The following is a 24547-nucleotide window of genomic DNA, read 5'->3' as shown; positions in this document are numbered from 1 at the left end:
ATGGCCGAGACGATGCGCGCGGTCAGTCAGGACACGCTCGGCGGGCCCGAGGTCTTGAAGCTCGTCGAGGCCGAGCGGCCGGAGCCGGGGCCCACCGAGGTGCTCGTCAGGGTGCGCGCCGCCGGGGTCAACCCGACCGACTGGAAGCTCCGGGCGGACGGCGGGTTCCTCGGGCGGCCGCCGTTCGTCCTGGGCTGGGACGTCTCCGGCGTCGTGGAGGCGACCGGCGTCGGCGTCACGCTGCACAAGCCGGGCGACGAGGTGTTCGGGATGCTGCGCTACCCGTTCGGCGGCGGCGCGTACGCCGAGTACGTCGCCGCGCCGTCCCGGACGTTCACCGCGAAGCCCGCCGGGATCGACCACGCGCACGCGGGCGCGCTGCCGCTGGCCGCGCTCACCGCCTGGCAGGCGGTCGTCGACACGGCGCGGGTGCGGGACGGGCAGCGCGTCCTCGTCCACGCGGCGGCCGGAGGGGTCGGGCACCTGGCCGCGCAGATCGCCAAGGCGCACGGCGCGTACGTCATCGGGACGGCGAGCGCCCCCAAGCACGACTTCCTGCGCGGCATCGGCGTGGACGAGCCCGTCGACTACCGCGCGTCCGACTTCGCCGAGGCCGTCAAGGACGTGGACGTCGTCGTCGACACCATCGGCGGCGACTACGGGCCCCGGTCGCTGCGCGTCCTGCGTCCGGGCGGCGTGCTGGTGTCGCTGGTGCTCAGCCGTCCCGCCGAGATGGACGCAGCGGCGGCGGGCGTCCGGGCCGAGTCGCTGCTCGTCGAGCCCGACCACCACGCGCTGACGCGGATCGCCGAGCTGGCCGCGTCCGGCGCGCTGCGCGTCGAGATCGACTCGGTGTTCCCGCTCGCGGACGCGGCGAGGGCGCACGAGCGGGGCGAGACCGGCCGGGTCTCCGGCAAGATCGTCCTCACCGCGGAGGACTAGGCTCGGTCGGGTGCTGCTCCTCACGACGCTCGACGGCTGGCTCGCCCAGCCCGGCCCGGGGTTCGCCCTCTCCGACGCGGGGGCGGTGTGGGCGCCCGACGACGAACCCGGCGCCCTGGCCGTCGCCGACGACGTCTTCGCGGACGGCGGGCAGGTCGTCGCCGTCACGCTCGACCCGCCGCCCGGCGCGGTCCCGGCGCGCGGGGTGATCGACCGGACGGCGGCGTCCCGCGTCCGCTACCTGCGGCGCGCCCCGGACGGGCGGCACGTCGCGCTGCTGGACCGCCCCGCCACCGCCGGGGCCCTGGACCTCCTCCCCCACCCCGAGGGCGGCTGGTACCGGGAGACGTGGCGGTCGGAGGTGTCCTTCGTCCCGAAGGGCTACCCGGGCGAGCGCGCCGCCGCGACCGCCATCTACTTCCTGCTGCCGCCCGGCGAGGAGTCGATGTGGCACTCCGTCCGGTCGGCGGAGCTGTGGCTGTGGCACCGGGGCGGTCCGCTGTCGCTGTTCCTCGGCGGGGACGGGGACCGGCCGGGCGCGGAGCCCGAGCGGATCACGCTCGGCGCTGACGTGGCGGACGGCCAGGTCCCGCAGGCGCTCGTCCCGCCCGGCCGCTGGCAGGCGGCGCGCCCCGCCGGACCGGACGAGGTGCTCGTGAGCTGCGTCGTCGCGCCCGGCTTCGACTTCGCCGACTTCCGCGCATGACGCCGGGAGGACGCCGAAGCCCCCGCCCGATGAGCGGGCGGGGGCCGGGCGGCGTCCGGGCGGCGGACGCCGCCCGGACGCTCAGTAGCTGATCGTCTGGCGGGCGCTCATCGTCCGCATGATGTGCTCGACGAGCGTGATGAGGACGCGCTTGGCGTCCTCCCTGTCGCGCACGTCGCAGGTGATGACCGGGATGTCGGGCGACAGGTCGAGGGCGTCGCGGACCTGGTCCGGCGAGTGCTGCCCCGCCCCGTCGAACTTGTTGACCCCGATGATGAACGGGACGCCGCGCCGCTCGAAGTAGTCGACCGAGGCGAAGCAGTCGGCGAGCCGCCGGGTGTCCACCAGGACGACCGCGCCGAGCGCGCCCTTCGCCAGTTCGTCCCACATGAACCAGAAGCGGTCCTGGCCGGGCGTGCCGAAGACGAACAGCACGAGGCCGTTCGGCAGCGTGATCCGCCCGAAGTCCATCGCCACGGTCGTCGTCGTCTTGTTGGCGACGGCCGTGGTGTCGTCGATCCCGATGCTCTTCTCGGTCAGGGCCTCCTCGGTGCGCAGCGGGCGGATCTCGCTCACCGCGCTCACCAGGGTCGTCTTGCCGACGCCGAAACCGCCGGCGACGAGGATCTTGACCGTCAGCGCGGAGGAGTCGCCGGATGCGGCGGCCGCGTCAGAGCGCACGGATTCCATCGATCACTTCCTTGAGTACGCGCTCGCTGGGGAACTGCGCCACCGGCGCGGGGCGCCGGACCTGTATCAGCGAGCGGTCGAGCAGATCGCCGAGCAGGACACGGACGACCCCGAGGGGAAGTTCCAGATCCGACGCTATCTCGGCGACCGACAGCGGTGTGCGGCAAAGCTCCAAGATCATGTGATGTTCCGGTCCGGGCGCCCACGCGGGCGCCGCCAGGGCGGGCTCGCCCGCCGCGGCCTCGGGGGGCTCGGCGGCCGCGATCAGGGCGACGAGGTCGAAGTCGTCGCCCGTGTAGTGCGTCCGGCCGCCGGTGAGCGCGTACGGGCGCACCACCGGCCCCGCGGCGTCGTCGTACCAGGCACCGTCCGCCATGGCCTCACCCGCCGCCCGGCTCGGTCAGGGTGGCCCGCGGGTTCGCCGACAGGTGCCGGCCGACCCGCGTCACCAGCATCGCCATCTCGTAGGCGATCAGCCCGAGGTCGGCGTTCGCGGCGGACAGGACGGCGAGGCACGCGCCGTCCCCGGCGGCGGTGACGAACAGGAACGCCGACTCCATCTCCACGATCGTCTGCCGGACCGGGCCGCCGCCGAACGACTCGCCCGCCCCGCGCGCGAGGCTCTGGAAGCTCGCGGCCACCGCGGACAGGTGGTCGGACTCCTCCCTGGCGAGCCCCTTGGACGCGGCGATCCGCAGCCCGTCGCTCGACAGCACGACCGCGTTCCGCACCGCGGCGACGCGCTCGACCAGGCTGTCCAGCAGCCAGTTCAGCTCGCCTCCGGCGCCGCCCGGAACCTCCCCGCCGGAGTGCTCGGCTTCTGTCATCGGGTGTCGTCCTCCTGGTCCTCCCGCGCGGGGTCCTCCCGCGCCGGCTCGGCGTCGGCCGAGTCCTTCCGGCCGCGCTGCCAGCCGCGTTGCATGGCGGACATCATCGAGCGCAACGCCTCGGGCGAGCGCTCCGGGTTCTCGTCGGCGGCCGGGGACGGCGCGCCGTCCGAAATCTCGGGAGCGGACTCGGTGGGAGCGGTCTCGGTGGGAGCGGGCGGGGCGGGAGCGGGCGGGGCGGGTTCGGGAGTGGGGTCCATCGGGACGGGCGCGGACAGCGGCGTCATCTCCGCCGCGCCCGGCTCCGGCTCGGACCCCGCGGGCGGGCGGGAACCGTTCTGGGCGGCGAGGCGAGCGTCCACCCGTTCCTTGAGCTGGGGCGCGAGGTGCTGCTGCCGGCGCCGCTTCGGCAGTTCTCCCGCCTGCGGCGCGGGCTGCCCCGCGTCCTCCTTCTCCTTCGCGCCCTCCTCGGCCGGAGCGGGCGGCTTCGGCGGCGCGAGCGGACCGGCCTCGGCGACGAGCCGCATCAGCCCGCTCGCCTCGGGCCGCTCGGCCGGGCCCGCCTGCACCGCGGGACGCGCGGACGCGGGCAGCGCGACCGCCGGGTCGGGCGGCGCCTGGATCGGCCCGGTCGCCCGGCGGACGGCGGCGTCGGGCTCGGCGGCCTCGACGACCAGCGAACTCGGGATCAGCGCGATCGCGGTCGTCCCGCCGTACGGGGACGGGCGGAGCGTCACCTGGATCTCGTGCCGCAGCGCGAGCCGCGCCACGACGAACAGCCCGAGCTGCGCGCTGTCGGACGGGTCGAACTCCGGCGGGTGGGCGAGCCGCTCGTTGGCGGCGCGCAGCGCCTCCTCGGTCATGCCGAGCCCGCGGTCCTCCACCTCGATCGCGAACCCGGAGGCGACCGCCTGCCCGCTGACCCGCACCGGCGACTGCGGCGGCGAGAACGTCGTCGCGTTCTCCACGACCTCGGCGAGCATGTGGATGACGTCGGCGACCGCGGAGCCGAGCAGCGCGACCCGGGGCAGCGGCTGCACCCGGACGCGCGGGTAGTCCTCGACCTCGGCGACCGCGCCGCGCACCACGTCCACCAGCGGGACGGGACGGCGCCAGCCGCGGCCCGCCGACTTGCCCGCGAGGATGACGAGGCCCTCGGCGTGCCGCCGCATGCGGGTCGCGAGGTGGTCGAGGCGGAACAGGTCCGACAGCTCGGACGGGTCCTCGGTGCGGCGCTCCATCGTGTCGAGCAGGCTGAGCTGCCGGTGCAGCAGCGCCTGGTTGCGGCGCGCGAGGTTGACGAACACGTCGTTGATGCCGCGCCGCGCCGCGACCTCGCCCTCGGCGGCGCGCACCACGGCCTCGCGGGTGCGGTCGAACGACTCGGCGATCTGCCGGATCTCGTCGATGCGGTACCCGGCGTCCGGGACGGGCCCCGGCTCGGCGGGACGCCCCGCCCGGACCCCCTCGGCGAGCCGCGGCAGCCGGTCGCGGGTGAACTCGACGACGCCCGCGGCGAGCGTCCGGCACTCGCGCAGCAGCCGCCGCGACACCCGCGTCGCGATCACCGCGGACAGCACGATCGCGAGGAGGCCGAGCCCGCCCGCGAACGCGAGCCGCAGGAACGTGCGGACCGCGATGTGCCGGGCGTGCATGGTGACGTCGTCGAGGACCTTGTTCTCCAGCGTGTACAGGCCGCCGTTCGCGGTGTCGGCGACCGACCGCCACACCGACGGGTCGACGACCGGGCCGCGCGCGCCCTGGCGGCCCGCCGCACCGGGGACGGCGTTCGGCCCCTGCTGGGCCCGCCGCGACTCCGCCGTGGCGGGCTCGGCGCCGCGGACGACCTGGTCCTCCATCGTGCGGAGCCGGGTGAACGGGTCGGTCGCGACGAGCTTGGCGTAGCGGACGCGGTCGTCGGCCGGCAGGTTCGGCACGGTGTCCCCGTACAGCAGCCGCTGCGCGCCGACGAGCTGCGCGAAGTGGCCGCGCTCGGCGACCGTGATGCGCCCGGCGGCGAGCGCGCCGGTCAGCAGGGCGTCCTCGCGGGCCAGGAACTCGCGGGCGCGGCCGAACGCGATGAGCGTGCGGGCGTGCGCCGTGATGGAGCCGTCCCCCGGCGTGGTCGCGTTGTAGACGGAGAAGCCAGCGTCGATCAGGTCGCTGTAAGCGCGGAGCGCGTCGGCGCGGGCGGTGACCCGCTGGTCCACGCCGCGGCGGACCTCCGGGAGGTCGCCGAGGCGGCGGACGAACGTGTCCATCCGCTCCACGATCTCGGGCTGGATCGCCCCGCGCAGGCCCTTGTCCCGGCTGCCCGCGCGGACCTCCTCGGCCGCCGTGTCGGCGGTCTGCCGCTGCGCTCGCATCACGCCCGGGTCGGCCGCGCGGGCGCCGCCGAGCTCGGCCATCGCCAGCCGCCGCTCCTTCTGCAGCGCGTCGATGAGCCGCTGCGAGGGCAGCACCATCTCGTTCTGGAACTTGCGGGCCTGCAGCAGCTGGTGGGCGTCGCCGTAGGTCATGCCGGTGAGGAACGCCCACAGCGCGGCCAGCGCCAGCAGCGGGACGAGGACCAGCAGGGTGATCCTCGCCCGGATGGAGGAGAGACTGGGGATCGTCACGGCTTCGGCGTCCGGAGGCAGGACATTGCGGGGGAATCCTCCCGATGCGTGGGAGTAAGGGGGGTGTGCGGGAGCCTACTACGTCGCCTACCGCCTCGCGGGGTCACCGGCGCCGGGCGTTTCCGCGGCGTGTCCGCCGCCGGACCCGTCCGACCGGCTCAGAAGCCGCGCGGCGCGGACCCTCCGGGGGCTCCGAGGCCCCCGCCGCCGCCCGGTCCGGAAGCGAACCGCGGGGCCGCCTGGAGGTGCTGCCCCACGCGCTTGACCAGCACCGCCATCTCGTAGGCGACGAGCCCGGCGTCCGCGTCCGCCTCGGCGACGACGGCGAGGCAGGTGCCGTCGCCGGCGGCCGTCACGAACAGCAGCAGGGCGTCCATCTCGATGATCGTCTGCCGGACGTTCCCGCCCGCGAAGTGGCGGCCGGCGCCGCGGGCGAGGCTCTGCACCCCGGACGCCAGCGCGGACAGGTGCTCGGCGTCCTCCCGGCCCAGCTCGCTGGACGCGGCGACGGCGAGGCCGTCCCGGGACAGGATCACCGCCTGCCGCACGGTCGTCACCCGCTCGGCGAAGTCGTTGAGCAGCCAGTTCAGCTCGCCGGTCGCGGTGTTGTGCATCATGCGGGTTCCCTCGTCCTCCGATTCCAGCGGGCCCCGGGCGTTCCGGCGCGGAAGGTCCCTGGATCATAAAGGCCGCCGGTGACGCCGCCGCAACCCCTTTGCCGCCTTTCGACGTCATTGCCGCCATTCCTCATCACCTGCTGGTATGTCCGTCATCAGGGCGGGGCACGGCGAACCGATCGCAAGGAGATAGCGGCAAATCAGGACAATTTACTTCATTTCCCTCTGTTGCCGCGGGACATTCCGCCATACTCTGCTTCTTCATCCCCCGCAGGCGTCGCGACCGGCACGGAAGGAGCACCGCGATTCATACAGGCAACGACGGCGGCCGGGCCGGGAGACCGACTCCCCGGCCAGAGGGCGTTACGATGCCCGCCGTGAGTCCCGAGAGCCACGCACCCGAGGCACTGCCGTCGCGACGGCGCCGCGCCCCCCGCGGCGGCCGGCATCGCGGCGACGAGTCCTTCCTGCTTCCCCCCAACTCCCCAACGCTCATCCTGGCCGTGCCCGGCCCCGCCCGGCACACCGCCACCGCGATCGCCGCGGAGCTCGCCCGGCTCGTCGAGATCGAGCACACCGGGCAGCCCGCCCGCGTCGGTTACCTGGAGGGCGACGAGGCGAGCCTGACCGCGGTGCTCGCCGGGCTGCGCGGCGAGGAGGGCGAGCTGGCCGCGGTCGTCGTCCCGCTGTCGACGGGCCCCGACCCGAGAATGGACGCCGCGCTGCACGCCGCCGTGTCCGCCGCGCCCGTGCACGCCGTGGCCGCCGAGCCGCTCGGCCCGCACCCCCTCATCGCCGAGGCCCTGCACGACCGGCTCGCCGACGCCGGGCTCGCCCGCGCCGACCGGATCCGGCTGATGACGATGGTGACGGCCGCGTCCGGCGTGATCGTCGCCACTCCGGGCGACGCGACGGCCGTCCGGCAGGCCGAGGTCACCGGCGTGCTGCTCGCCTCGCGGCTCGCCGCGCCGGTCTTCACCGCCTCGCTGAACGACGAGTCGTCGGTCAAGGCCGCCACCGAGCAGCTGCGCGCCGCCGGGGCCGCCTCCATCGCGCTCGCGCCGCACCTGATCGGCCCGGAGCCGGAGGCCGTCCTCGCCGCGCCCGCCGCCGCCTCCGTCGGCGCCGCCGCGTCCACCCCGCTGGGCGCCCACCCGGCCCTGGCCCGACTGGCCGCCCTGCGCTACGTGGAAGCCCTGTCGCTCGCCCTGGCTGACTAGCCCAGGGGGGCGACCCCCTGGAACCCCCGTTGCGGCGCAGGCGATCCTCACGCCGCCGTTTCTGTCTGTCTTGCCTGTGCGAGTGTGTGGGGCGTCGCTGCGGTCGCCTGCGCCGTCGGGTCGTGCGGCCTCCGGCGCTGGGGCGCCTCCGGCCGCACAACCCGCGGGCTCGGCTCAGGTCTCTCCGGGAATCAACGGTTCCTGAAGTCTGGGGGACGTTTCTCCAGGGCGGCGGCCATGCCCTCGGCCAGGTCCTCGGTGAAGAAGGCGAGGGTCTGGACGGCCGTCTCGGTGTTGAGGTGCGCGCGCAGGCCGGGGGCGTCCAGGGACGCGTTGAGCAGCTCCTTCGTCCGGCGCAGCCCGTACGGTGACTTGCCGAGCAGCTCGCCCGCGAGGGCGTGCGCCGCCTCCAGGACCGTCCCCGCGGGGACGGTCTCGGTGATCAGGCCGAGCGCGTCGGCGCGCCGGACGTCCAGCCGCGGGCTCCGGTAGGCGATCTCCGCGGCCCGCGCCGGGCCGACGAGCCGGGGCAGCAGCCAGGACAGGCCGCAGTCGCCCGCCGACAGCCCGAGGTCAGTGAACGGCACCACGAACCGGGTCGACTCGTCGGCGACCCGCAGGTCGCAGGCCAGCGCCCAGGACAACCCCACCCCGGCGACGGGGCCGTGCAGCGCCGCGACCACCGGCTGCGGGATCTCCCGCAGCCGCGCGGTGACCTCGCCGCCGCGTGCGATGGCCCGGTAGAGCCGCTGGGCGCGGCCCTCCGCCGTCCCGGCGCCGCCCGGGTCGCCCTCCTGGATGTCCATGCCCGAGCTGAACCCGCGGCCCTTCCCGGTGAGGACGACGACCCGCGTGTCGGGGTCGCGCATCAGCTCGTTGAGGACGTCGAGCAGTTCCTCGGTCATGGCATTGTCGACCGCGTTGAGGCGCTCCGGACGGGACAGGGCGATCGTGAGCACCCCGTCCCGCCGGTCGAGCTCTATCCCGCTCAACGGATCAGCCGCTGAGCTGCTGGATCAGCGGGCCGAGCTGGTCCATCGCGTTCTTGTGGACGGTCAGCGGCTCCGCCGCGCCGATCGCCGCCCAGTTGTCGCGGACGTCCTCCACCGTGAACGTGTCCTGCTGCCCGTAGCCGGGGCCCTCCGCGACGAAGATCTTCGCGATCCGGCCGCCGCCGACCGTGTAGACCTCGCCGGAGTCCTGGTTGGACTCGTGGGCGAGGTAGGCGACGAGCGGCGTCACCTGCTCGACGCCCAGCTTGCCCGCGAAGTCGGCGGGCAGCAGGTCCTCGGTCATGCGCGTCCACGCGACCGGGGCGATGGCGTTGGCCTTGATGTCGTACTTGGCGCCCTCGTGCGCGAGCGTCTTCGTGAACCCGACCAGGCCCATCTTGGCGGTGGCGTAGTTGGCCTGGCCGAAGTTGCCGAACAGCCCGGCCGGGGACGAGGTGTTCACGATCCGCCCGTGCCCGTTCTCGCGCAGGTGCGGCCACGCGGCGCTGGAGACGAGGAACGAGCCGCGCAGGTGGACGGCGATGACCGCGTCGAACTCCTCGACCGTCATGTTCTTGAACGACCTGTCGCGCAGGATGCCCGCGTTGTTGATCACGATGTCGACCTTGCCGAAGGCGTCGAGCGCGGCCTGGACGACGGCCCGCGCGCCGTCCGGCGTCGCGACGTCGTCGGGGTTCGCGACCGCCTCCCCGCCGGCCTTCGCGATCTCGTCCACGACCTGCTGCGCGGGGCCGGCGGAGGCGCCGACGCCGGACCGGTCGCCGCCGAGGTCGTTGACGACGACCCTGGCGCCGCGCGCGGCGAGCTCCAGCGCGTGCCGGCGGCCGAGGCCGTGCCCGGCCCCGGTCACGACCGCGACCCGGCCGTCGTAGCGCAGTTCCGACATCTGTGTCTCCTCACATGCGAGCTGCTACGCCCCAGGCAATCATCCAGGGGTTACCCAGTGGTACCACCAAACCGAACCGCGCTCGGGAGCGGGCCCCGGTTTCGACCGGGCGTACCATGGGGCCGGTAGAGAATTGCGCAGAATGCCGCTTTTCGCCCGGTGCCAACGGCGTACTCTCCTCGCGACGAGCAACGGAGGTCCCGCATCGATGAGCCCCGCCGACGCGTACTCGCCCGCGTACTCGCCCGGCCCCCGTCCGTACCGCGTCGTGCAGTGGGCGACCGGTGCCGTCGGACGAAGCGTGATCAGGGCCGTGCTCGACCGGGACGACCTCGAACTGGCCGGCGCCTGGGTCCACTCCCCCGACAAGGCGGGCGTCGACGCGGCCGCCATCGCGGGCCGCGCGCCCGTCGGGGTCCGCGCCACCCGGGACCTTGAGGAGATCCTCGACCTCGAAGCCGACTGCGTCATCTACGCGCCGCGGCCCGGCCTCGACCGGTTCGCCGAGCTGGAGGTCGTCTGCGCGCTGCTCGCGTCCGGGAAGAACGTGATCTCGCTCAACGGCTTCGTCTACCCGCAGGCGCACGGCCCGCAGTACGTGAACGAGCTGGAGCAGGCGTGCAAGCTCGGCGGCACGTCCGTGCACGGCAGCGGGATCAGCGGCGGCTTCATGGCCGACCTCCTGCCGCTGGTGCTGACTCGGCTGTCCAGCCGGATCGGGCACGTCTACGTCCGGGAGTGCGCGGACTTCTCGCGGTACCCGTCCTGGCAGATGGTCCACCGCATGATCGGCTTCGGCAAGACCGAGGAGGCGTACCTGCGGGCGCTGCGGCCCGCCCGGACCGCGATGCGGGCGCTGTACTCCGAGAGCCTGCACCTCGTCGCCGCCGGGCTCGGCGTCGACCTGGACGAGGTCGACATGGACGTCGAGCACCGCCTCGCCGGCACCGACCTCGTCACCGCGGCCGGTCCGATCCCGCGCGGCACGGTCGCGGCGGCCCGCTGGACGTTCAGCGGCCTCGCCGCCGGGCGTCCCGTGATCACCATCGAGGTGGTGCACAAGGCCGACGCGGCGCGGATGCCGCCCGAGTGGGGCGGCCCCGGCTACTCGCTCCGCGTGAACGGCAGCCCGTCCGTGGCGCTCGCCGCCGACGAGAACTGGGTGTCCGACCCGATCACGGCGGCGGCCGCGCACGCGCTGAACACCGTCCCCGCCGTCTGCGCTGCCGATCCCGGCATCCGCACCGGCCTGGACCTGCCGATGATCAGCGGCCGGATGCGGCGCTGACCGCTCAGGGCCGGGTGCGCGCGGGCTCCGGCTCCTCGCCCGAGCCCATCTCGCCCGAGCCGATCTCCGCCTCGGCCTTCTCCTCGTCGCGGGCCTCGCTCCGGTGCTTGCGGACGCCCCACACCGCCAGCGCGACGACGGCGACGACCGCGAGGCCGATCGCGAGGCCGCGCCCGGCGAGCTTCGCCGTGTGCTCGAACGCCGCGCCCGCGAAGTAGCCGCCGAGCGTGAACGTCACCACCCACGTCACGCCGCCGATGACGTTGAAGACCAGGAACTTCGGATACGGCAGCCGCGAGCTCCCGGCGAGCGCGGGCATCAGCGCCCGCAGCAGCGCGGTGAAGCGGCCGATGAACACCGCGAACGCGCCCCGCCTGCGGATCAGGCCCTGCGCCGAGGCGACCTTGGCCCGGTGTCTGCGCATCGCCTTGACGTCCAGCAGCCGGGGCCCGTACCGGCGGCCGATCTCGTAGCCGACCGAGTCGCCGATCACCGCCGCGACCACGGCGATGACGATCAGCACGGGCAGCGACAGCGTGCCCTGCTGGGCGAGGACGCCGCCGACCACGATCGCCGTCTCGCCGGGGAACACGAACCCGACGAACAGCGCCGCCTCGGCGAACACCAAAGCGGCGATGATCAGATAGATCATCCCAGGTGGGAGCCCGTCCACCAGGGCGTTGAACTGCTCAAGCATGGGTCCCCGCGATCGTCCGGCCGAGCATTCGACGGTCTATCGTAGCCATGGGGCCCGGGGCGTCGAATCCTCCGCGCGGACTACGCCCGCGGGCGTACAAGGCGACTTCGGGAGGAGCCCGGCATGACCGCACAGGAGGTCGAGGGAGGCCGGTTCGTCCGGCAGCCGAACCGGTTCACCGAGCGGATCACGGCGGACGGGTCCAGCGGCCTGCGCGCCGAACCCGGCCGGTACCGGCTGTTCGTGTCCTACGCGTGCCCGTGGGCGCACCGCAGCCTGATCGTCCGGCGGCTGCTCGGCTTGGAGGACGCGATCGGCGTGGGCGTCGTCGACCCCATCCGGGACGAGCGCGGCTGGCGCTTCCCCGACCGCGACCCCGTCACCAACGCCGAGTTCCTCTCCGAGCTGTACCTCCGCAGCGATCCTGACTTCACCGGCCGCTACACCGTCCCCAGCATCTGGGACACCGAGACCGAGCGCCTGGTCACCAACGACTTCCCGAACATCACCACGATGCTGGAGACGGAGTTCACCGCCCTCCAGAGGCCGGACGCGCCCGACCTGTACCCCGAGGCGCTCCGTCCCGGGATCGACGAGATGAACGACCTGCTCTACACCGCGATCAACAACGGCGTGTACAAGGCGGGCTTCGCCACGTCCCAAGGCGCCTACGAGGACGCTTTCGACGCCCTCTTCACCGCCCTCGACCAACTGGAAGAGCGCCTCGCAAGCTCCCGCTACCTCTTCGGCGACGAGATCACCGAGTCGGACGTCCGCCTCTACCCGACCCTCGCCCGCTTCGACGCCGTCTACTACTCGCACTTCAAGTGCAATCTGCGCCGAATCACCGACTACCCGAACCTCTGGGCGTACGCACGCGATCTATATTCAGTCCCCGCTTTCGGCGAGACCACGAACTTCGACCACATCAAGCGCCACTACTACGTGACGCACCGCAACATCAACCCCACCGGCATCGTGCCCAAGGGCCCGAGCATCGACTGGACGACCCCGCACAACCGGGAACGTTGATCCCATACCGTCGTTATGCTGGCGGTTCTCCAGTAATCACCATGAGAGGCACCCCCCGACCATGCGCAGCCAGTTCTTCGGAAACATCGACCAGGGTCAGCAGCTCCCCGGTCACTTCGCGCTTCAGAACTCCAAGATGCTCCGCGTCCACCTGAACGGCGACGTCCTCGCCCGGCAGGGTTCCATGGTGGCCTTCCAAGGCCAGATGGAGTTCGACTACGAGGGGTCGGGCGGCATCGGCAAGTTCATGAAGAAGGCGCTGACGGGCGAGGGCGTCCCGCTGATGCGCGTCAAGGGCCAGGGCCTGCTGTTCGTCGCGAACGACGCCGACGACATCCACCTGTTCTACCTTGAGAACGAGGGCATCACCGTCAACGGCAAGAACATCCTCGCGTTCGACTCCCACCTCCAGTGGGACATCCAGCGCGTCCAGGGCGCCGGGATCGCCGCGGGCGGCCTGTTCAACACCACCCTCACCGGCACCGGCTGGGTCGCCCTGACCACGCACGGCACCCCCGTCATGCTGGACTGCGGCCGCGCCCCCACGTTCGCCGACGGCCAGTCGGCCGTCGCCTGGAGCCAGAGCCTCCAGGTGGGCGTGAACCGCACCTTCAAGGCCAGCGCCCTGATCGGCCGCGGCAGCGGCGAGGCCATGCAGCTCGCCTACCAGGGCCAGGGCTTCGTCCTGATCCAGGCCAGCGAGGGCCCCACGGTCCCCCAGCACAGCCACTGACAGAGCCCCCAGAAGTGCACCCGTCGAACACCCGTCCAGGACAGAACCTCCCTGGACGGGACAGAAGCGAGGCCACAGGTCGTGCGGCCGGAGGCGCCCCAGCGCCGGAGGCCGCACGACCTGCCGCGCGAGGGGCACGTTCGACGAGACGCGCCAGCGGCGAGTCGAACGCGCCCCTCGCGCGTGACGGGGGTTCCAGGGGGTCGCCCCCCTGGGCCAACACTGCAGTAGCCTTGATTCGTCTCAGAACTCACCTGCGAGCTGCGGAAGAGGGCGATCTCCGCCGTGTCGACAGAGTCGTCGCAAACTAGTGCCGACCCGAACATGACCGACTTCGGCGCCAACGAGTGGCTGGTCGACGAGCTGTACCAGAAGTACCTCGAAGACCCGAACTCCGTTGACGAGGCCTGGTGGAACTTTTTCGCGGACTACAAGCCGGACAGCCGGCCGTCGTCCGTGACTCCGGCGTCCCCCCAGGCCAGTGCCGACCGTGCGACCGGGAAGGCCGCGAACGGCAGCGCGGCGGCTCCGCCGACACCGCAGCCCCCGGTGAAGCCGCCGAAGGCCCCCGCGAAGGGCGAGGCCAAGGCGGACAGGCAGGCGGCTCAGCAGGCGCAGAAGCCCGCGCCGCCGCCGGTTCCGGCGGGCGCGGAGGAGGTCCGGCTGCGCGGTGTCGCGGCGCGGACGGCCGCGAACATGGAGGCCAGCCTCGGGGTGCCGACGGCGACGAGCGTGCGCGCCGTCCCGGCGAAGCTGCTGATCGACAACCGCATCGTGATCAACAACCATCTGAAGCGCGGGCGGGGCGGCAAGGTCTCGTTCACGCATCTGATCGGGTACGCGATCGTCAAGGCGCTCGCGGCGATGCCGGAGATGAACGCGGCGTTCACCGAGGTGGACGGCAAGCCGGTGCTGGTCAGGCCGGAGCACGTGAACTTCGGGCTGGCGATCGACCTGCAGAAGAGCGACGGGACGCGCCAGCTGGTGGTGCCGTCGGTGAAGGCGGCCGAGGCGCTGGACTTCCGCCAGTTCTGGGCGGCGTATGAGGAGATCGTCCGCAAGGCGCGCGGCGGCAAGCTGACTCTGGAGGACTTCCAGGGCACGACGATCAGCCTGACGAACCCGGGCACGATCGGCACCGTCCACTCGGTGCCGCGGCTGATGCCCGGCCAGGGGACGATCATCGGCGTCGGCGCGATGGAGTACCCGGCGGAGTTCGCGGGCGCGTCCAGCGACACCCTGTCGCGCATGGGGATCAGCAAGGTGATGACGCTGACCTCCACCTACGACCACCGGATCATCCAGGGCGCGCAGTCGGGCGACTTCCTGCGCCGGATCCACGAGCTGCTGCTGGGCGCGGACGGCTTCTACGACGAGATCTTCGAGGCGCTGCGGATCCCGTACGAGCCGGTCCGCTGGGTGAAGGACATCTCGGCCACCCACGAGGACGACGTGGCCAAGGTCGCGCGCGTCCACGAGCTGATCCACGCCTACCGGGTCCGCGGCCACCTGATGGCCGACACCGACCCGCTGGAGTACAAGCAGCGCCGCCACCCCGACCTGGACATCCTCAAGCACGGCCTCACCCTGTGGGACCTGGAGCGCGAGTTCGCGACGGGCGGGTTCGGCGGCAAGCCGACGATGAAGCTGCGCGACATCCTCGGCGTGCTGCGCATGGCCTACTGCCGGACGGTCGGCATCGAGTACATGCACATGCAGGACCCGGAGGAGCGCGCCTGGATCCAGGAGCGCGTGGAGGTCCCGCATGACAAGCCATCGCGCGAGGAGCAGCTGCACGTGCTGCGGCGGCTCAACAGCGCCGAGGCGTTCGAGACGTTCCTGCAGACCAAGTTCGTCGGGCAGAAGCGGTTCTCGCTGGAGGGCGGCGAGTCGGTCATCCCGCTGCTGGACTCGGTGATCTCGGCCGCGGCCAAGGAGAGCCTGGACGAGGTCGTGATCGGCATGGCCCACCGCGGCCGGCTGAACGTCCTGGCCAACATCGTCGGCAAGTCCTACGGGCAGATCTTCGGCGAGTTCGAGGGCAACCTCGACCCGCGCAGCGCGCAGGGCTCGGGCGATGTGAAGTACCACCTGGGCGCGTCGGGCGACTTCGTCGCCGACGACGGTTCCAAGATCCACACCGAGCTGGTCGCCAACCCCTCCCACCTGGAGACGGTCGACCCGGTGCTGGAGGGCGTCGTGCGCGCCAAGCAGGATTTGCTGGACGTCGGCGAGGCCGGGTTCAGCGTGCTGCCGATCCTGCTGCACGGCGACGCGGCGTTCGCCGGGCAGGGCGTGGTGGCCGAGACGCTGAACCTGTCGCAGCTGCGCGGCTACCGCACCGGCGGCACCGTGCACGTGATCATCAACAACCAGGTCGGGTTCACCACCGCACCGGAGTACTCGCGCTCCAGCGTGTACTCCACCGACGTGGCCCGGATGATCCAGGCGCCGATCTTCCACGTCAACGGCGACGACCCGGAGGCGTGCGCGCGGGTGGCGCGGCTGGCGTTCGAGTACCGGCAGACGTTCAAGAAGGACGTCGTCATCGACATGGTCTGCTACCGGCGGCGCGGCCACAACGAGGGCGAGAACCCCTCGTTCACCCAGCCGCTGATGTACGACCTGATCGACGCCAAGCGGTCGGTGCGCAAGCTGTACACCGAGGCCCTGATCGGACGCGGCGACATCACGGTCGAGGAGGCCGAGCAGGCGCTGCGCGACTACCAGGAGCAGTTGGAGCGGGCGTTCACCGAGACCCGCGAGGCGGTGAAGAAGCCGCTGGAGCCGGGCTCGGTCGTCAAGCCCGACATCGAGGAGAGCATCCCGATCGACCATGGCAAGGCCGGGTCGGCGATCCCGCCGGAGACCGTCAAGCGGCTGATCGAGACGCAGGTCAGCCTGCCGGAGGGGTTCACCCCGCACCCGCGGCTCCAGCCGATCCTGCAGCGCCGCGCGCAGATGATCGAGGACGACGCGATCGACTGGGCGACCGGCGAGCTGCTGGCGATGGGCTCGCTGCTGATGGACGGCCACCCGGTCCGGCTCGTCGGGCAGGACACCCGGCGCGGCACGTTCGGGCAGCGGCACGCCGTCCTGGTCGACCGCAAGACCGGCGAGGAGTACACCCCGCTCAAGCAGTTCGGGCAGGGCGTGTCGAAGTTCTACGTGCACGACTCGCTGCTCAGCGAGTACGCCGCGATGGGTTTCGAGTACGGGTACTCGATGACCCGTCCGGACGCGCTGGTCTGCTGGGAGGCCCAGTTCGGCGACTTCGCCAACGGCGCCCAGTCGATCATGGACGAGTACATCTCCTCCGGCGAGCAGAAGTGGGGCCAGCACTCCAGCGTCGTGCTGCTGCTGCCGCACGGCTACGAGGGCCAGGGCCCCGACCACTCGTCCGCGCGGATCGAGCGGTACCTGCAGCTGTGCGCGCAGGACAACATGACCGTCGTCTACCCGACGACCCCGGCGAACTACTTCCACCTGCTGCGCTGGCAGGTGCTGTCGGGCCGCAACAAGCCGCTGGTGGTCTTCACGCCCAAGTCGCTGCTGCGGCTCAAGGCGGCGGCCTCGCCGGTCGAGCAGATCACCGGCGGCGCGTTCCAGCCGGTCATCCCAGAGGTCAACCCGGGCATCGACCCGGCGGGCGTGCGAAGGGTGCTGCTCACCACCGGCAAGATCTACTACGACGTGGCCAAGGCCCGCGACGAGCACGCCGCGACCGACACCGCGATCGTCCGGGTCGAGCGGCTCTACCCGCCGCCGGTCGACGAGATCAAGGCCGAGCTCGCCAAGTACCCCGAGGGCGCGGAGGTCGTCTGGGTCCAGGACGAGCCCGCCAACATGGGCGCCTGGCCGTTCATGGCGCTCAAGCTGCCGCACCACATCGAGGGGCTGCGGATGTCGCGGGTGTCGCGCCCGGCGTCCTCCTCCCCCGCCGTGGGGTCGGCCAAGCTGCACCAGGCCGAGCAGGAGGCACTCCTCGGCAGACTGTTCGAGCAGGGCTAGTCCCGGTCTGGGGGTCGTCCCCCCGGAAGAGACACAGGACGGTCCGAGGGCTCCGGCGCGGCGCGCCGGGGCCCTCGGCGTCCCGACCCGAGGACCGCACGAAGAGGAACCAGAACGATGTACTTCACCGATCGGGGCATCGAGGAGCTGGCGGACCGGCGCGGCGCGGAGGAGGTCAGCCTCTCCTGGCTGGCGGAGCGGCTGCGCGAGTTCGTCGACCTGAACCCCGAGTTCGAGACGTCCGTGGACCGCCTCGCCACCTGGCTGGCCCGCCTGGACGACGACGAGGACGAGTAGCGGGGGCCGGGGACGGGCCCGTCCGGAAACGCGATACATCTTGACATCCGTCAGACGCGACATATCGTGTTTACTGGATGCCGGAAGACGCTCGACGAAGGGCAGACCGCGATGTCGCGCTGGACGATCGACGAACCGACCACCCTCGACTTCGACGGCGTGGTCGCGCTGCGGGCGACGCTGATCGCGGGCAGCGTGTCGGTGCTCGCCTCGGACGAGCGGCCGTCCATCATGGTCGGCGACGTGGAGGGCCCGCCGCTGGTGGTCACGCACGACGCGGGCATGCTGACGATCACCCACGAGCGGCTGTGGGAGGGCGTGCTGAGCTGGCTGCGCACGCAGCGGTGCCGCGCGACGGTGACGGTGACCGTCCCGCGCGACTGCCCGGTCACGCTGAACCTCGTCTCGGCGGACGCGGTCGTGACGGGGACGACCGCGCGGACGTCCATCAAGAGCGCGTCCGGCGACGTGACGCTCGACGGCGTCGCGGGCGCGGTCGACGCCAACACCGTGTCCGGCGCGGTCGAGGCGCAGGGCCTGGACGGCACGGTCTCGTTCACCTCCGTGTCCGGCGACCTGTCCCTCGCGGGCGGGTCGCTCGACCGGCTCGCGGCCCGCGCGGTGAGCGGCCGCGTCGCCGCCGACATCGCGCTCGGCGGCGGCGGGAGGGTCGACGTCAACACGGTGTCCGGCGAGGTGGCGCTGCGCGTCCCCGAGTCGGCGGGCGCGCGGGTCACGCTGAACTCGGCCGCCGGGCGGATCGAGACGTCCTTCGCCCTGGAGGAGCAGGAGGGGCTCGTCGCGCGCACCCGGGCCGGCGAGATCGGCGACGGCTCGGGCCGGTTGTCGGTCCACACCGTGTCCGGCGCGATCACGCTGCTCGGCCGCGCCGACGACGCCTCGGAGATCACCACACCCCGGATGGAGAAGTGAGGACCACGTGAGCCCTGTTTTCGGCCACGGTCGCCTTCGGCTGTACCTGCTGAAGCTGCTGGAGGAGAGCCCGCGGCACGGCTATGAGGTGATCCGGCTGCTGCAGGACCGGTTCCTCGGGGTGTACTCGCCGTCCCCCGGCACGATCTACCCGCGGCTCGCCCGGCTGGAGTCCGAGGGCCTCGTGACCCACGAGGTGGTCAAGGGCAAGAAGGTGTACTCGCTGACCGACAAGGGCCGCGAGGAGCTGGAGCGCCGGATGGACGAGCTGGCCGAGCTGGAGGAGGAGATCTCCGCCTCGGCGCAGGAGTTCGCGCGCGGCGTGCAGGAGGACGTGCGGCAGACCGTCCGGACGCTGCGCGAGGAGCTCACCCAGGCCGCCCGGACGATGCGCGACCAGGGCAGGACCACGTCCAAGGACGCCTGGAAGGAGACGACCGAGCGGCAGAAGGACGAGTGGAAGCGCCAGAAGGAGCACTGGCGCGAGCAGAAGCAGGCGTGGAAGGAGGAGTGGCGGCAGAACTGGGAGGACGCCTGGAAGACGGCGACCGGCACCCGCGAGGACGTCGCCCGCCTCAAGCTGGAGCGCCTGCTCCGCCGCTTCGTCGAGGACGTCCGCAAGGCCGCGAAGTCGTCCGACCTGGACGACGACGACCTCGCCGCCGCGCAGGCCCTCCTGGACGAGGCCAGGGAGCGCCTGAAGGCCGAGGTCTTCCGGCGCCGCGACGACCGCTGACCCCGGAAGGGGGCCGCGGCGACCCGCGACCCCCGCCGCGCCGTCAGGGCGTGAAGACGATCTTGCCGAACAGGTCGCCCTCGGCCATCGCCGCGAACCCCGCGCGGGCCTCGCTGAGCGGCAGCGTCCGGTCGATCTGCGGCCGGACGCCGGTCTTGACGAGGAACCGGGCGAGCCGCTCCAGCTGTCCGCGCGTCCCCATCGTCGACCCGACGACCTGGAGCTGCAGGAAGAACACCCGGTTCAGGTCGGCCGGGGGCACGGCGCCGCTGGTGGCGCCGGACACCACGACCCGCCCGCCGGGGCGCAGCGACCTCAGCGAGTGCGACCAGGTCGCCTGGCCGACCGTCTCGATGACGGCGTCCACCCGCTCGGGCAGCCGCGCGCCGGTCTCGAACACGGCGTCCGCGCCGAGCTCCCGCGCCCGCTTGCGCTTGGCCTCGCTGCGGCTGGTCGCGTAGACGCGGTAGCCGGCGGCCGACGCCAGCGCGATCGCGGCGGTCGCGACGCCGCCGCCCGCGCCCTGCACGAGCACGGACCCGCCGGGTTCGAGCCCGGACTTGCCGAACAGCATCCGGTACGCGGTGAGCCAGGCCGTCGGCAGGCAGGCGGCCTCCTCGAACGACAGCTCGGCGGGCTTCGGGATGAGGTTCCGCCGCGGCACCGCGACCTTCTCCGCGAGCGTCCCCTGGTGGACCTCCGACAGCAGGGACCGCTTCGGGTCGAGGGTCTCGTCGCCGCCGCCCCGGTCCGGGTCGCCGACCACCGAGTGGACGATGACCTCGTTGCCGTCCTCGTCCAGCCCGGCGGCGTCGCAGCCGAGGATCATCGGGAGCCGGTCGGCGGGCAGCCCGACGCCCTTCAGCGACCACAGGTCGTGGTGGTTGAGCGCGGCGGCCTTGACCGTGACGGTCGTCCAGCCGTCCGGGACGTCGGGCTCGGGGCGCTCCCCCACGGTCAGCCCGGTGAGCGGATTGTCTGCGTCGATCTGTGTGGCCGTGACAGCGAACATGGGACGCACACTAACCCTTCGTTCTGGACGATCGCGGCCCGCCCCCCTGGCGAGGGGCGGGCCGCGACGCGCGGACGGGTCAGAGGACCTTGGAGAGGAAGTCCCGGGTGCGCTGGTGCTGCGGGTCGGCCAGCACCTCGCGAGGGGTGCCGGTCTCGACGACGACGCCGTCGTCCATGAAGACCAGCGAGTCGCCGACCTCCCGGGCGAACCCCATCTCGTGCGTCACCACGATCATGGTCATGCCGTCCAGCGCGAGCTGCTTCATGACCTCCAGCACCTCGCCGACGAGCTCCGGGTCGAGCGCGGAGGTCGGCTCGTCGAACAGCATCAGCGCGGGCTCCATCGCGAGCGCCCGCGCGATCGCGACCCGCTGCTGCTGCCCGCCGGACAGCTGCGCCGGGTAGCTCCGCGGCTTGTCGGCGAGCCCCACCCGGTCGAGCAGGGCGAGGGCCTTCTGCCTGACCTGGTCCTTCGGCTGCTTCTTCACCCACACCGGAGCGCCCATGACGTTCTCCAGGGCGGTCTTGTGGGGGAAGAGGTTGAACCGCTGGAAGACCATGCCGATCTCGCGGCGCTGCGCGGCGACCTCCCGGTCGCGCAGCTCGTGGAGCTTGCCGCCCTGCTCCCGGTAGCCGACCAGGTGGCCGTTCACCCACAGCCGCCCGGCGTTGATCTTCTCCAGGTGGTTGATGCAGCGCAGGAACGTGGACTTGCCGGACCCGGACGGCCCGACGACGCACATCACCTCGCCCTGCCGCACCTCCAGGTCGATGCCCTTCAGCACCTCCAGGCGTCCGAACGACTTGTGCACCCGCTCGGCGCGGACCATCAGGCCGCCGCTCTCGGCGGCGGGCGGCTCCTTGGACAGCTTGTCGCCCACGGTGTCGTCACCTCCGCTCATTGCCACTACCCCCGCCGCGCGACAGCCTGAGCCGCAGCCCGGCCTCGGCGCTGCGGCCGACGCCGCGGCTGAAGTGGCGCTCAAGGTAATGCTGGCCCACCATCAGGATGGACGACAGCAGCAGGTACCAGAGGCACGCCATCACCAGCATCGGAATGATCTTGTAGGTGCTGGCGTAGATCGTCTGCGCGGTGAACGTCAGCTCCGAGAACGGGACGGCCGCGACCAGCGAGGTGTTCTTCATCATCGAGAGCACCTCGTTGCCGGTCGGCGGGACGATCACCCGCATCGCCTGCGGCAGCACGATCCGGCCCATGGTCTGCGACCGGGACATGCCGAGCGCGCTCGCCGCCTCCTGCTGGCCCTCGTCCACCGACAGGATCCCGGCCCGGACGATCTCCGCCATGTAGGCGGCCTCGTTGAGGATCAGCCCGAGTCCCGCCGCGAGCATCGGCGTGACCAGCTCCTGCGTCTTCCACGTCTCGAACTCGGGCCCGAACGGGATGCCGATGCCGACCGTGGGGAACAGCGTGCCGATCGCGCCCCAGATGAGCAGCTGCGTGTACAGCGGCGTGCCGCGGAAGAACCACAGGTAGAACCAGGACGCCCCGCTCAGCAGCGGGTTCGCCGACATCCGCATCAGCGCGAGGATCGTGCCGAGCACCATGCCGCCGACCATCGCCGCGATGGTCAGCAGGATCGTGTTCCGGACGCCCTTGAGCACGGCGTCGGACGTGACGTACTTGCGCTGCTCGGCCCAGTCCAGCGCGTCGCTGGTGAACAGGAAGTGGACGAACATCGCGACGAGCACGAGCACGACCGCCGCGGCCACCCACCGTCCCGGATGCCGCACCGGGACGGCCCGGATCGCTTCGGGCCGCCCCTTCTCGACGTCGTCGTCGGCCGTCATGCGATCAGCTCTGCGCGGCGTTGATCGCCGGCTCGGTGATCGCGCCGCTCTCCACACCGTTCTCGGTGAGGATCTTCTTGTAGGTGCCGTCGGCGATGAGCGCCTTCAGCGCGCCGAGCACGGCGTCCTTGAACTGGCCGGAGTTCTTGCCGAGCGTGTAGCCGTAGGGCGCCGTGTCGTACACCTGCCCGATGATCTCCAGCTTGCCGGTCTTCTTGACCGCGTCGCCGACGATCGGGGAGTCGGCGGCCATCGCGTCGACCTTGCCCGCCACCAGGTCGTTGTTGACCTCGGTCTGCTGCTTGCGGACGACCGGCTTGATCGCCGGCTTGCCCGCGTCGGTGCACTTCTTGCTGCGCGCCTTGAGGTCGTCGACCTGCACGGTGCCCTGCTGGACGCCGATGCTCTTGCCGCACGCGTCGTCGGCGTTGACGCCCTTGGGGTTGCCCTTGAGCGTCGCCCACGCCGTCCCGGCCGAGTAGTAGGTGACGAAGTCGACGGCCTGCTCGCGCTCCTTGGTGTCGGTGAAGGAGGAGACGCCCACCTCGTACTTGCCCGACTGGACGCCCGGGATGATCGTGTCGAAGCCCGCGTTGTGGTACTCGGTCTTCAGCCCGAGCTTGGCCGCGACGGCGTTGAACAGGTCGACGTCCCAGCCGGTGATCTTCTGCGAGGCCGGGTCCACGGACTCGTTCGGCGGGTACGAGGCGTCCACCCCGATGGAGATCTTGCCGTCGCTCTTGATCGCGTCCGGGACCAAGGCCGCGAGCTTGTCGTCCGCACTCGTGCTCGACGCCGGGGACACCGAGCCCGAGTCGTCGCCATCGCCACATGCGGACAGGGCGAGCGCGCCCGTCAGCACGAGCGCGCCCGCCGCGAGGGCGCGGCGGCGCAGAGAACCGCTGATCACTGGTCCCCCTCCAGGTGGTTGCGTCGGATGCGTAGATCCGAAGGTCAGGTGCACATCTTGGCGCACAACCTCCCTGATCTGGATAAAGGGTCCGAAACAATCACGCAACGAGCGGGCCCCGGGACGGTACGCGCACCTGGTACGGCCGCACGGACGGCAACCGGTCGACCACGCCGCGGCAATGATCACGTGACGGTCGCCACCTCCCCGTCTCCACCGGGGAGGAAGGGTGGGTATGACACAATCGGACAACGGGTGACCCCCGTACGTCGCGTGATGACCACCCGGTGGGCCGGCCACCACACCACCACCACCGCGGCGGCATCGAAGAGAAAGCCAACTTTCACTGACAGGGGTCGCTGTGGCTGCTCAGCCCATTTCCACCGAACCTTCCCTGGACGACGATCCGGCGTTCCCGCTGCACCGCGGCGGGAAGCTGGAGATGCGCTCCACCATTCCCGTCCGCGACAAGGACGACCTCTCGCTCGCCTACACGCCGGGCGTCGCCCGCGTGTGCACCGCCATCGCCGACAACCCGGAGCTGGCCTACGACTACACCTGGACGTCCAAGGTCGTCGCGGTCGTGACCGACGGCACCGCCGTGCTCGGCCTCGGCGACATCGGGCCCGCCGCGTCCATGCCGGTCATGGAGGGCAAGTCCCTGCTGTTCAAGGAGTTCGCCGGCGTCGACTCGGTGCCGATCGCGCTGAGCTGCACCGGCGTGGACGAGATCGTCGACACCGTCGTCCGGATGGCGCCGAGCTTCGGCGGCATCAACCTGGAGGACATCAGCGCCCCCCGCTGCTTCGAGATCGAGGACCGGCTGCGCGCCGCGCTCGACATCCCCGTCTTCCACGACGACCAGCACGGCACCGCGATCGTCGTGCTCGCCGCGCTGAAGAACGCCGCCCGGTACGTCGGCAAGCCGCTGTCGGAGCTGCGGGCGGTCGTCGCGGGCGCGGGCGCGTCCGGGATCGCCGTCTCCAAGATCCTCATCGAGGCGGGGATCGGCGACATCGCGCTGTCCGACAGCAAGGGCCTGATCTACGCGGGCCGGGACGGCCTGAACCCGATCAAGGAGCGGATCGCCGCGATCACCAACCGGTCGCTGCTGAAGGGCTCGACGGAGGAGGCGCTGCGCGGCGCGGACGTGTTCATCGGGCTGTCCGGGAGCACCGTGCACGAGTCGTGCGTCGCCACCATGTCGGACGACGCGATCGTGTTCGCGCTGTCCAACCCGACGCCGGAGGTGCAGCCCGAGGTGGCGCGCCGGCACGCCAAGGTCGTCGCGACCGGGCGCAGCGACTTCCCGAACCAGATCAACAACGTGCTGGCGTTCCCCGGCATCTTCCGCGGCGCGCTGGACGTCCGCGCGCACACGATCACCGAGGGCATGAAGCTGGCGGCGGCGAACGCGCTGGCCGGCATCGTCGGCGACGACCTGACCCCCGACTACGTCATCCCCGGCCCGTTCGACGACCGGGTCGCCCCGGCCGTCACCGCCGCGGTGGCGGCGCAGGCTCGGGCCGAGGGCGTCGCCCGGATCTGATCAGGGATCTTCGCGG

23 protein-coding genes are annotated in these 24547 nt (G+C 72.1%); 11 read left to right on the top strand and 12 right to left on the bottom strand.

Annotated features, from left to right (window positions below):
• Both FXF65_RS20115 and FXF65_RS20110 read left to right on the top strand, forming a co-directional pair.
• The gene (locus FXF65_RS20115; protein ID WP_187412405.1) at positions 1-942 is read left to right on the top strand and encodes an NADP-dependent oxidoreductase; all 942 of its coding nucleotides are present in this window, start codon (positions 1-3) and stop codon (positions 940-942) included.
• Between the two features lie 10 nt (positions 943-952).
• Entirely contained in the window at positions 953-1648 is a 696-nt protein-coding gene (locus FXF65_RS20110; protein ID WP_246198954.1) for a cupin domain-containing protein, read from the top strand.
• 81 nt (positions 1649-1729) lie between these two features.
• On the opposite strand, the gene FXF65_RS20105 is transcribed toward FXF65_RS20110, so the two are convergent.
• The 5 genes from FXF65_RS20105 to FXF65_RS20085 all read right to left on the bottom strand — a co-directional run bounded on the left by FXF65_RS20105 (position 1730) and on the right by FXF65_RS20085 (position 6400).
• A complete protein-coding gene (locus tag FXF65_RS20105) occupies positions 1730-2338 on the bottom strand; it encodes a GTP-binding protein (RefSeq protein ID WP_148351485.1) in 609 nt (202 codons plus the stop codon).
• Complete coding sequence (locus FXF65_RS20100; RefSeq protein WP_148351484.1) at positions 2319-2714, bottom strand: DUF742 domain-containing protein; 396 nt, start codon at positions 2712-2714, stop codon at positions 2319-2321. Before FXF65_RS20100 ends, FXF65_RS20105 begins: the two co-directional genes overlap by 20 nt.
• Before the next feature lie 4 nt (positions 2715-2718).
• Positions 2719-3165, bottom strand: coding sequence for a roadblock/LC7 domain-containing protein (locus FXF65_RS20095; RefSeq protein WP_148351483.1), 447 nt, complete (start codon positions 3163-3165; stop codon positions 2719-2721).
• Positions 3162-5783 (bottom strand): sensor histidine kinase, encoded by a 2622-nt coding sequence (locus FXF65_RS20090; RefSeq protein WP_246198953.1) that lies wholly within the window; start codon positions 5781-5783, stop codon positions 3162-3164. The genes FXF65_RS20095 and FXF65_RS20090 overlap by 4 nt, the downstream gene beginning before the upstream one ends.
• Before the next feature lie 158 nt (positions 5784-5941).
• Positions 5942-6400, bottom strand: coding sequence for a roadblock/LC7 domain-containing protein (locus FXF65_RS20085; protein ID WP_246198952.1), 459 nt, complete (start codon positions 6398-6400; stop codon positions 5942-5944).
• Positions 6401-6777: 377 nt separating this feature from the next.
• Here FXF65_RS20085 and FXF65_RS20080 point away from each other — a divergent pair, with 377 nt between their 5' ends.
• Positions 6778-7620, top strand: coding sequence for a sirohydrochlorin chelatase (locus tag FXF65_RS20080; RefSeq protein ID WP_148351482.1), 843 nt, complete (start codon positions 6778-6780; stop codon positions 7618-7620).
• A 191-nt stretch (positions 7621-7811) separates the two neighbouring features.
• Here the strand turns inward: FXF65_RS20080 and FXF65_RS20075 are convergent, their stop codons facing one another.
• Both FXF65_RS20075 and FXF65_RS20070 read right to left on the bottom strand, forming a co-directional pair.
• Positions 7812-8612: an enoyl-CoA hydratase/isomerase family protein gene (locus FXF65_RS20075; protein ID WP_148351481.1), complete on the bottom strand. Its 801-nt coding sequence runs from the start codon at positions 8610-8612 to the stop codon at positions 7812-7814.
• Positions 8613-8616: 4 nt separating this feature from the next.
• Positions 8617-9519, bottom strand: coding sequence for an SDR family oxidoreductase (locus tag FXF65_RS20070; protein ID WP_148351480.1), 903 nt, complete (start codon positions 9517-9519; stop codon positions 8617-8619).
• Between the two features lie 208 nt (positions 9520-9727).
• Between FXF65_RS20070 and FXF65_RS20065 the strand changes: the two genes are divergently transcribed.
• On the top strand, positions 9728-10807 hold the full coding sequence (locus tag FXF65_RS20065; protein ID WP_148351479.1) for an NAD(P)H-dependent amine dehydrogenase family protein: 1080 nt from the start codon (positions 9728-9730) through the stop codon (positions 10805-10807).
• A gap of 4 nt (positions 10808-10811) precedes the next feature.
• Here FXF65_RS20065 and FXF65_RS20060 read toward each other — a convergent pair whose 3' ends face one another.
• The gene (locus FXF65_RS20060; protein WP_148351478.1) at positions 10812-11504 is read right to left on the bottom strand and encodes a DedA family protein; all 693 of its coding nucleotides are present in this window, start codon (positions 11502-11504) and stop codon (positions 10812-10814) included.
• A 123-nt stretch (positions 11505-11627) separates the two neighbouring features.
• Between FXF65_RS20060 and FXF65_RS20055 the strand changes: the two genes are divergently transcribed.
• The 6 genes from FXF65_RS20055 to FXF65_RS20030 all read left to right on the top strand — a co-directional run bounded on the left by FXF65_RS20055 (position 11628) and on the right by FXF65_RS20030 (position 19246).
• Complete coding sequence (locus tag FXF65_RS20055) at positions 11628-12536, top strand: glutathione S-transferase family protein (protein WP_148351477.1); 909 nt, start codon at positions 11628-11630, stop codon at positions 12534-12536.
• Between the two features lie 61 nt (positions 12537-12597).
• Complete coding sequence (locus FXF65_RS20050) at positions 12598-13269, top strand: AIM24 family protein (protein ID WP_148351476.1); 672 nt, start codon at positions 12598-12600, stop codon at positions 13267-13269.
• A 285-nt stretch (positions 13270-13554) separates the two neighbouring features.
• A complete protein-coding gene (locus FXF65_RS20045; protein ID WP_148351475.1) occupies positions 13555-17280 on the top strand; it encodes a multifunctional oxoglutarate decarboxylase/oxoglutarate dehydrogenase thiamine pyrophosphate-binding subunit/dihydrolipoyllysine-residue succinyltransferase subunit in 3726 nt (1241 codons plus the stop codon).
• Positions 17281-17397: 117 nt separating this feature from the next.
• Positions 17398-17577, top strand: a complete 180-nt coding sequence (locus FXF65_RS20040) for a DUF6104 family protein (RefSeq protein ID WP_148351474.1) — start codon at positions 17398-17400, stop codon at positions 17575-17577.
• 111 nt (positions 17578-17688) lie between these two features.
• Complete coding sequence (locus FXF65_RS20035; RefSeq protein WP_148351473.1) at positions 17689-18510, top strand: DUF4097 family beta strand repeat-containing protein; 822 nt, start codon at positions 17689-17691, stop codon at positions 18508-18510.
• 7 nt (positions 18511-18517) lie between these two features.
• Positions 18518-19246: a PadR family transcriptional regulator gene (locus FXF65_RS20030; RefSeq protein WP_148351472.1), complete on the top strand. Its 729-nt coding sequence runs from the start codon at positions 18518-18520 to the stop codon at positions 19244-19246.
• Positions 19247-19289: 43 nt separating this feature from the next.
• Here FXF65_RS20030 and FXF65_RS20025 read toward each other — a convergent pair whose 3' ends face one another.
• The 4 genes from FXF65_RS20025 to FXF65_RS20010 all read right to left on the bottom strand — a co-directional run bounded on the left by FXF65_RS20025 (position 19290) and on the right by FXF65_RS20010 (position 22982).
• A complete protein-coding gene (locus FXF65_RS20025; protein ID WP_148351471.1) occupies positions 19290-20258 on the bottom strand; it encodes a zinc-binding dehydrogenase in 969 nt (322 codons plus the stop codon).
• Between the two features lie 79 nt (positions 20259-20337).
• Positions 20338-21090 (bottom strand): amino acid ABC transporter ATP-binding protein, encoded by a 753-nt coding sequence (locus FXF65_RS20020; RefSeq protein ID WP_148351608.1) that lies wholly within the window; start codon positions 21088-21090, stop codon positions 20338-20340.
• Positions 21091-21148: 58 nt separating this feature from the next.
• A complete protein-coding gene (locus FXF65_RS20015) occupies positions 21149-22072 on the bottom strand; it encodes an amino acid ABC transporter permease (RefSeq protein WP_148351470.1) in 924 nt (307 codons plus the stop codon).
• A gap of 4 nt (positions 22073-22076) precedes the next feature.
• A complete protein-coding gene (locus FXF65_RS20010; protein ID WP_148351469.1) occupies positions 22077-22982 on the bottom strand; it encodes an ABC transporter substrate-binding protein in 906 nt (301 codons plus the stop codon).
• Positions 22983-23343: 361 nt separating this feature from the next.
• On the opposite strand from FXF65_RS20010, the gene FXF65_RS20005 reads away from it, so the two are divergent.
• Entirely contained in the window at positions 23344-24531 is a 1188-nt protein-coding gene (locus FXF65_RS20005; RefSeq protein WP_148351468.1) for an NAD(P)-dependent malic enzyme, read from the top strand.
• Positions 24532-24547: the final 16 nt, after the last annotated feature.

It is taken from the genome of Actinomadura syzygii, from assembly GCF_008085905.1.
Classification (GTDB): domain Bacteria; phylum Actinomycetota; class Actinomycetes; order Streptosporangiales; family Streptosporangiaceae; genus Spirillospora; species Spirillospora syzygii.
The sequence above is the reverse complement of the archived record's forward strand: the minus strand, read 5'-3'. Positions and strand labels throughout refer to the sequence as shown.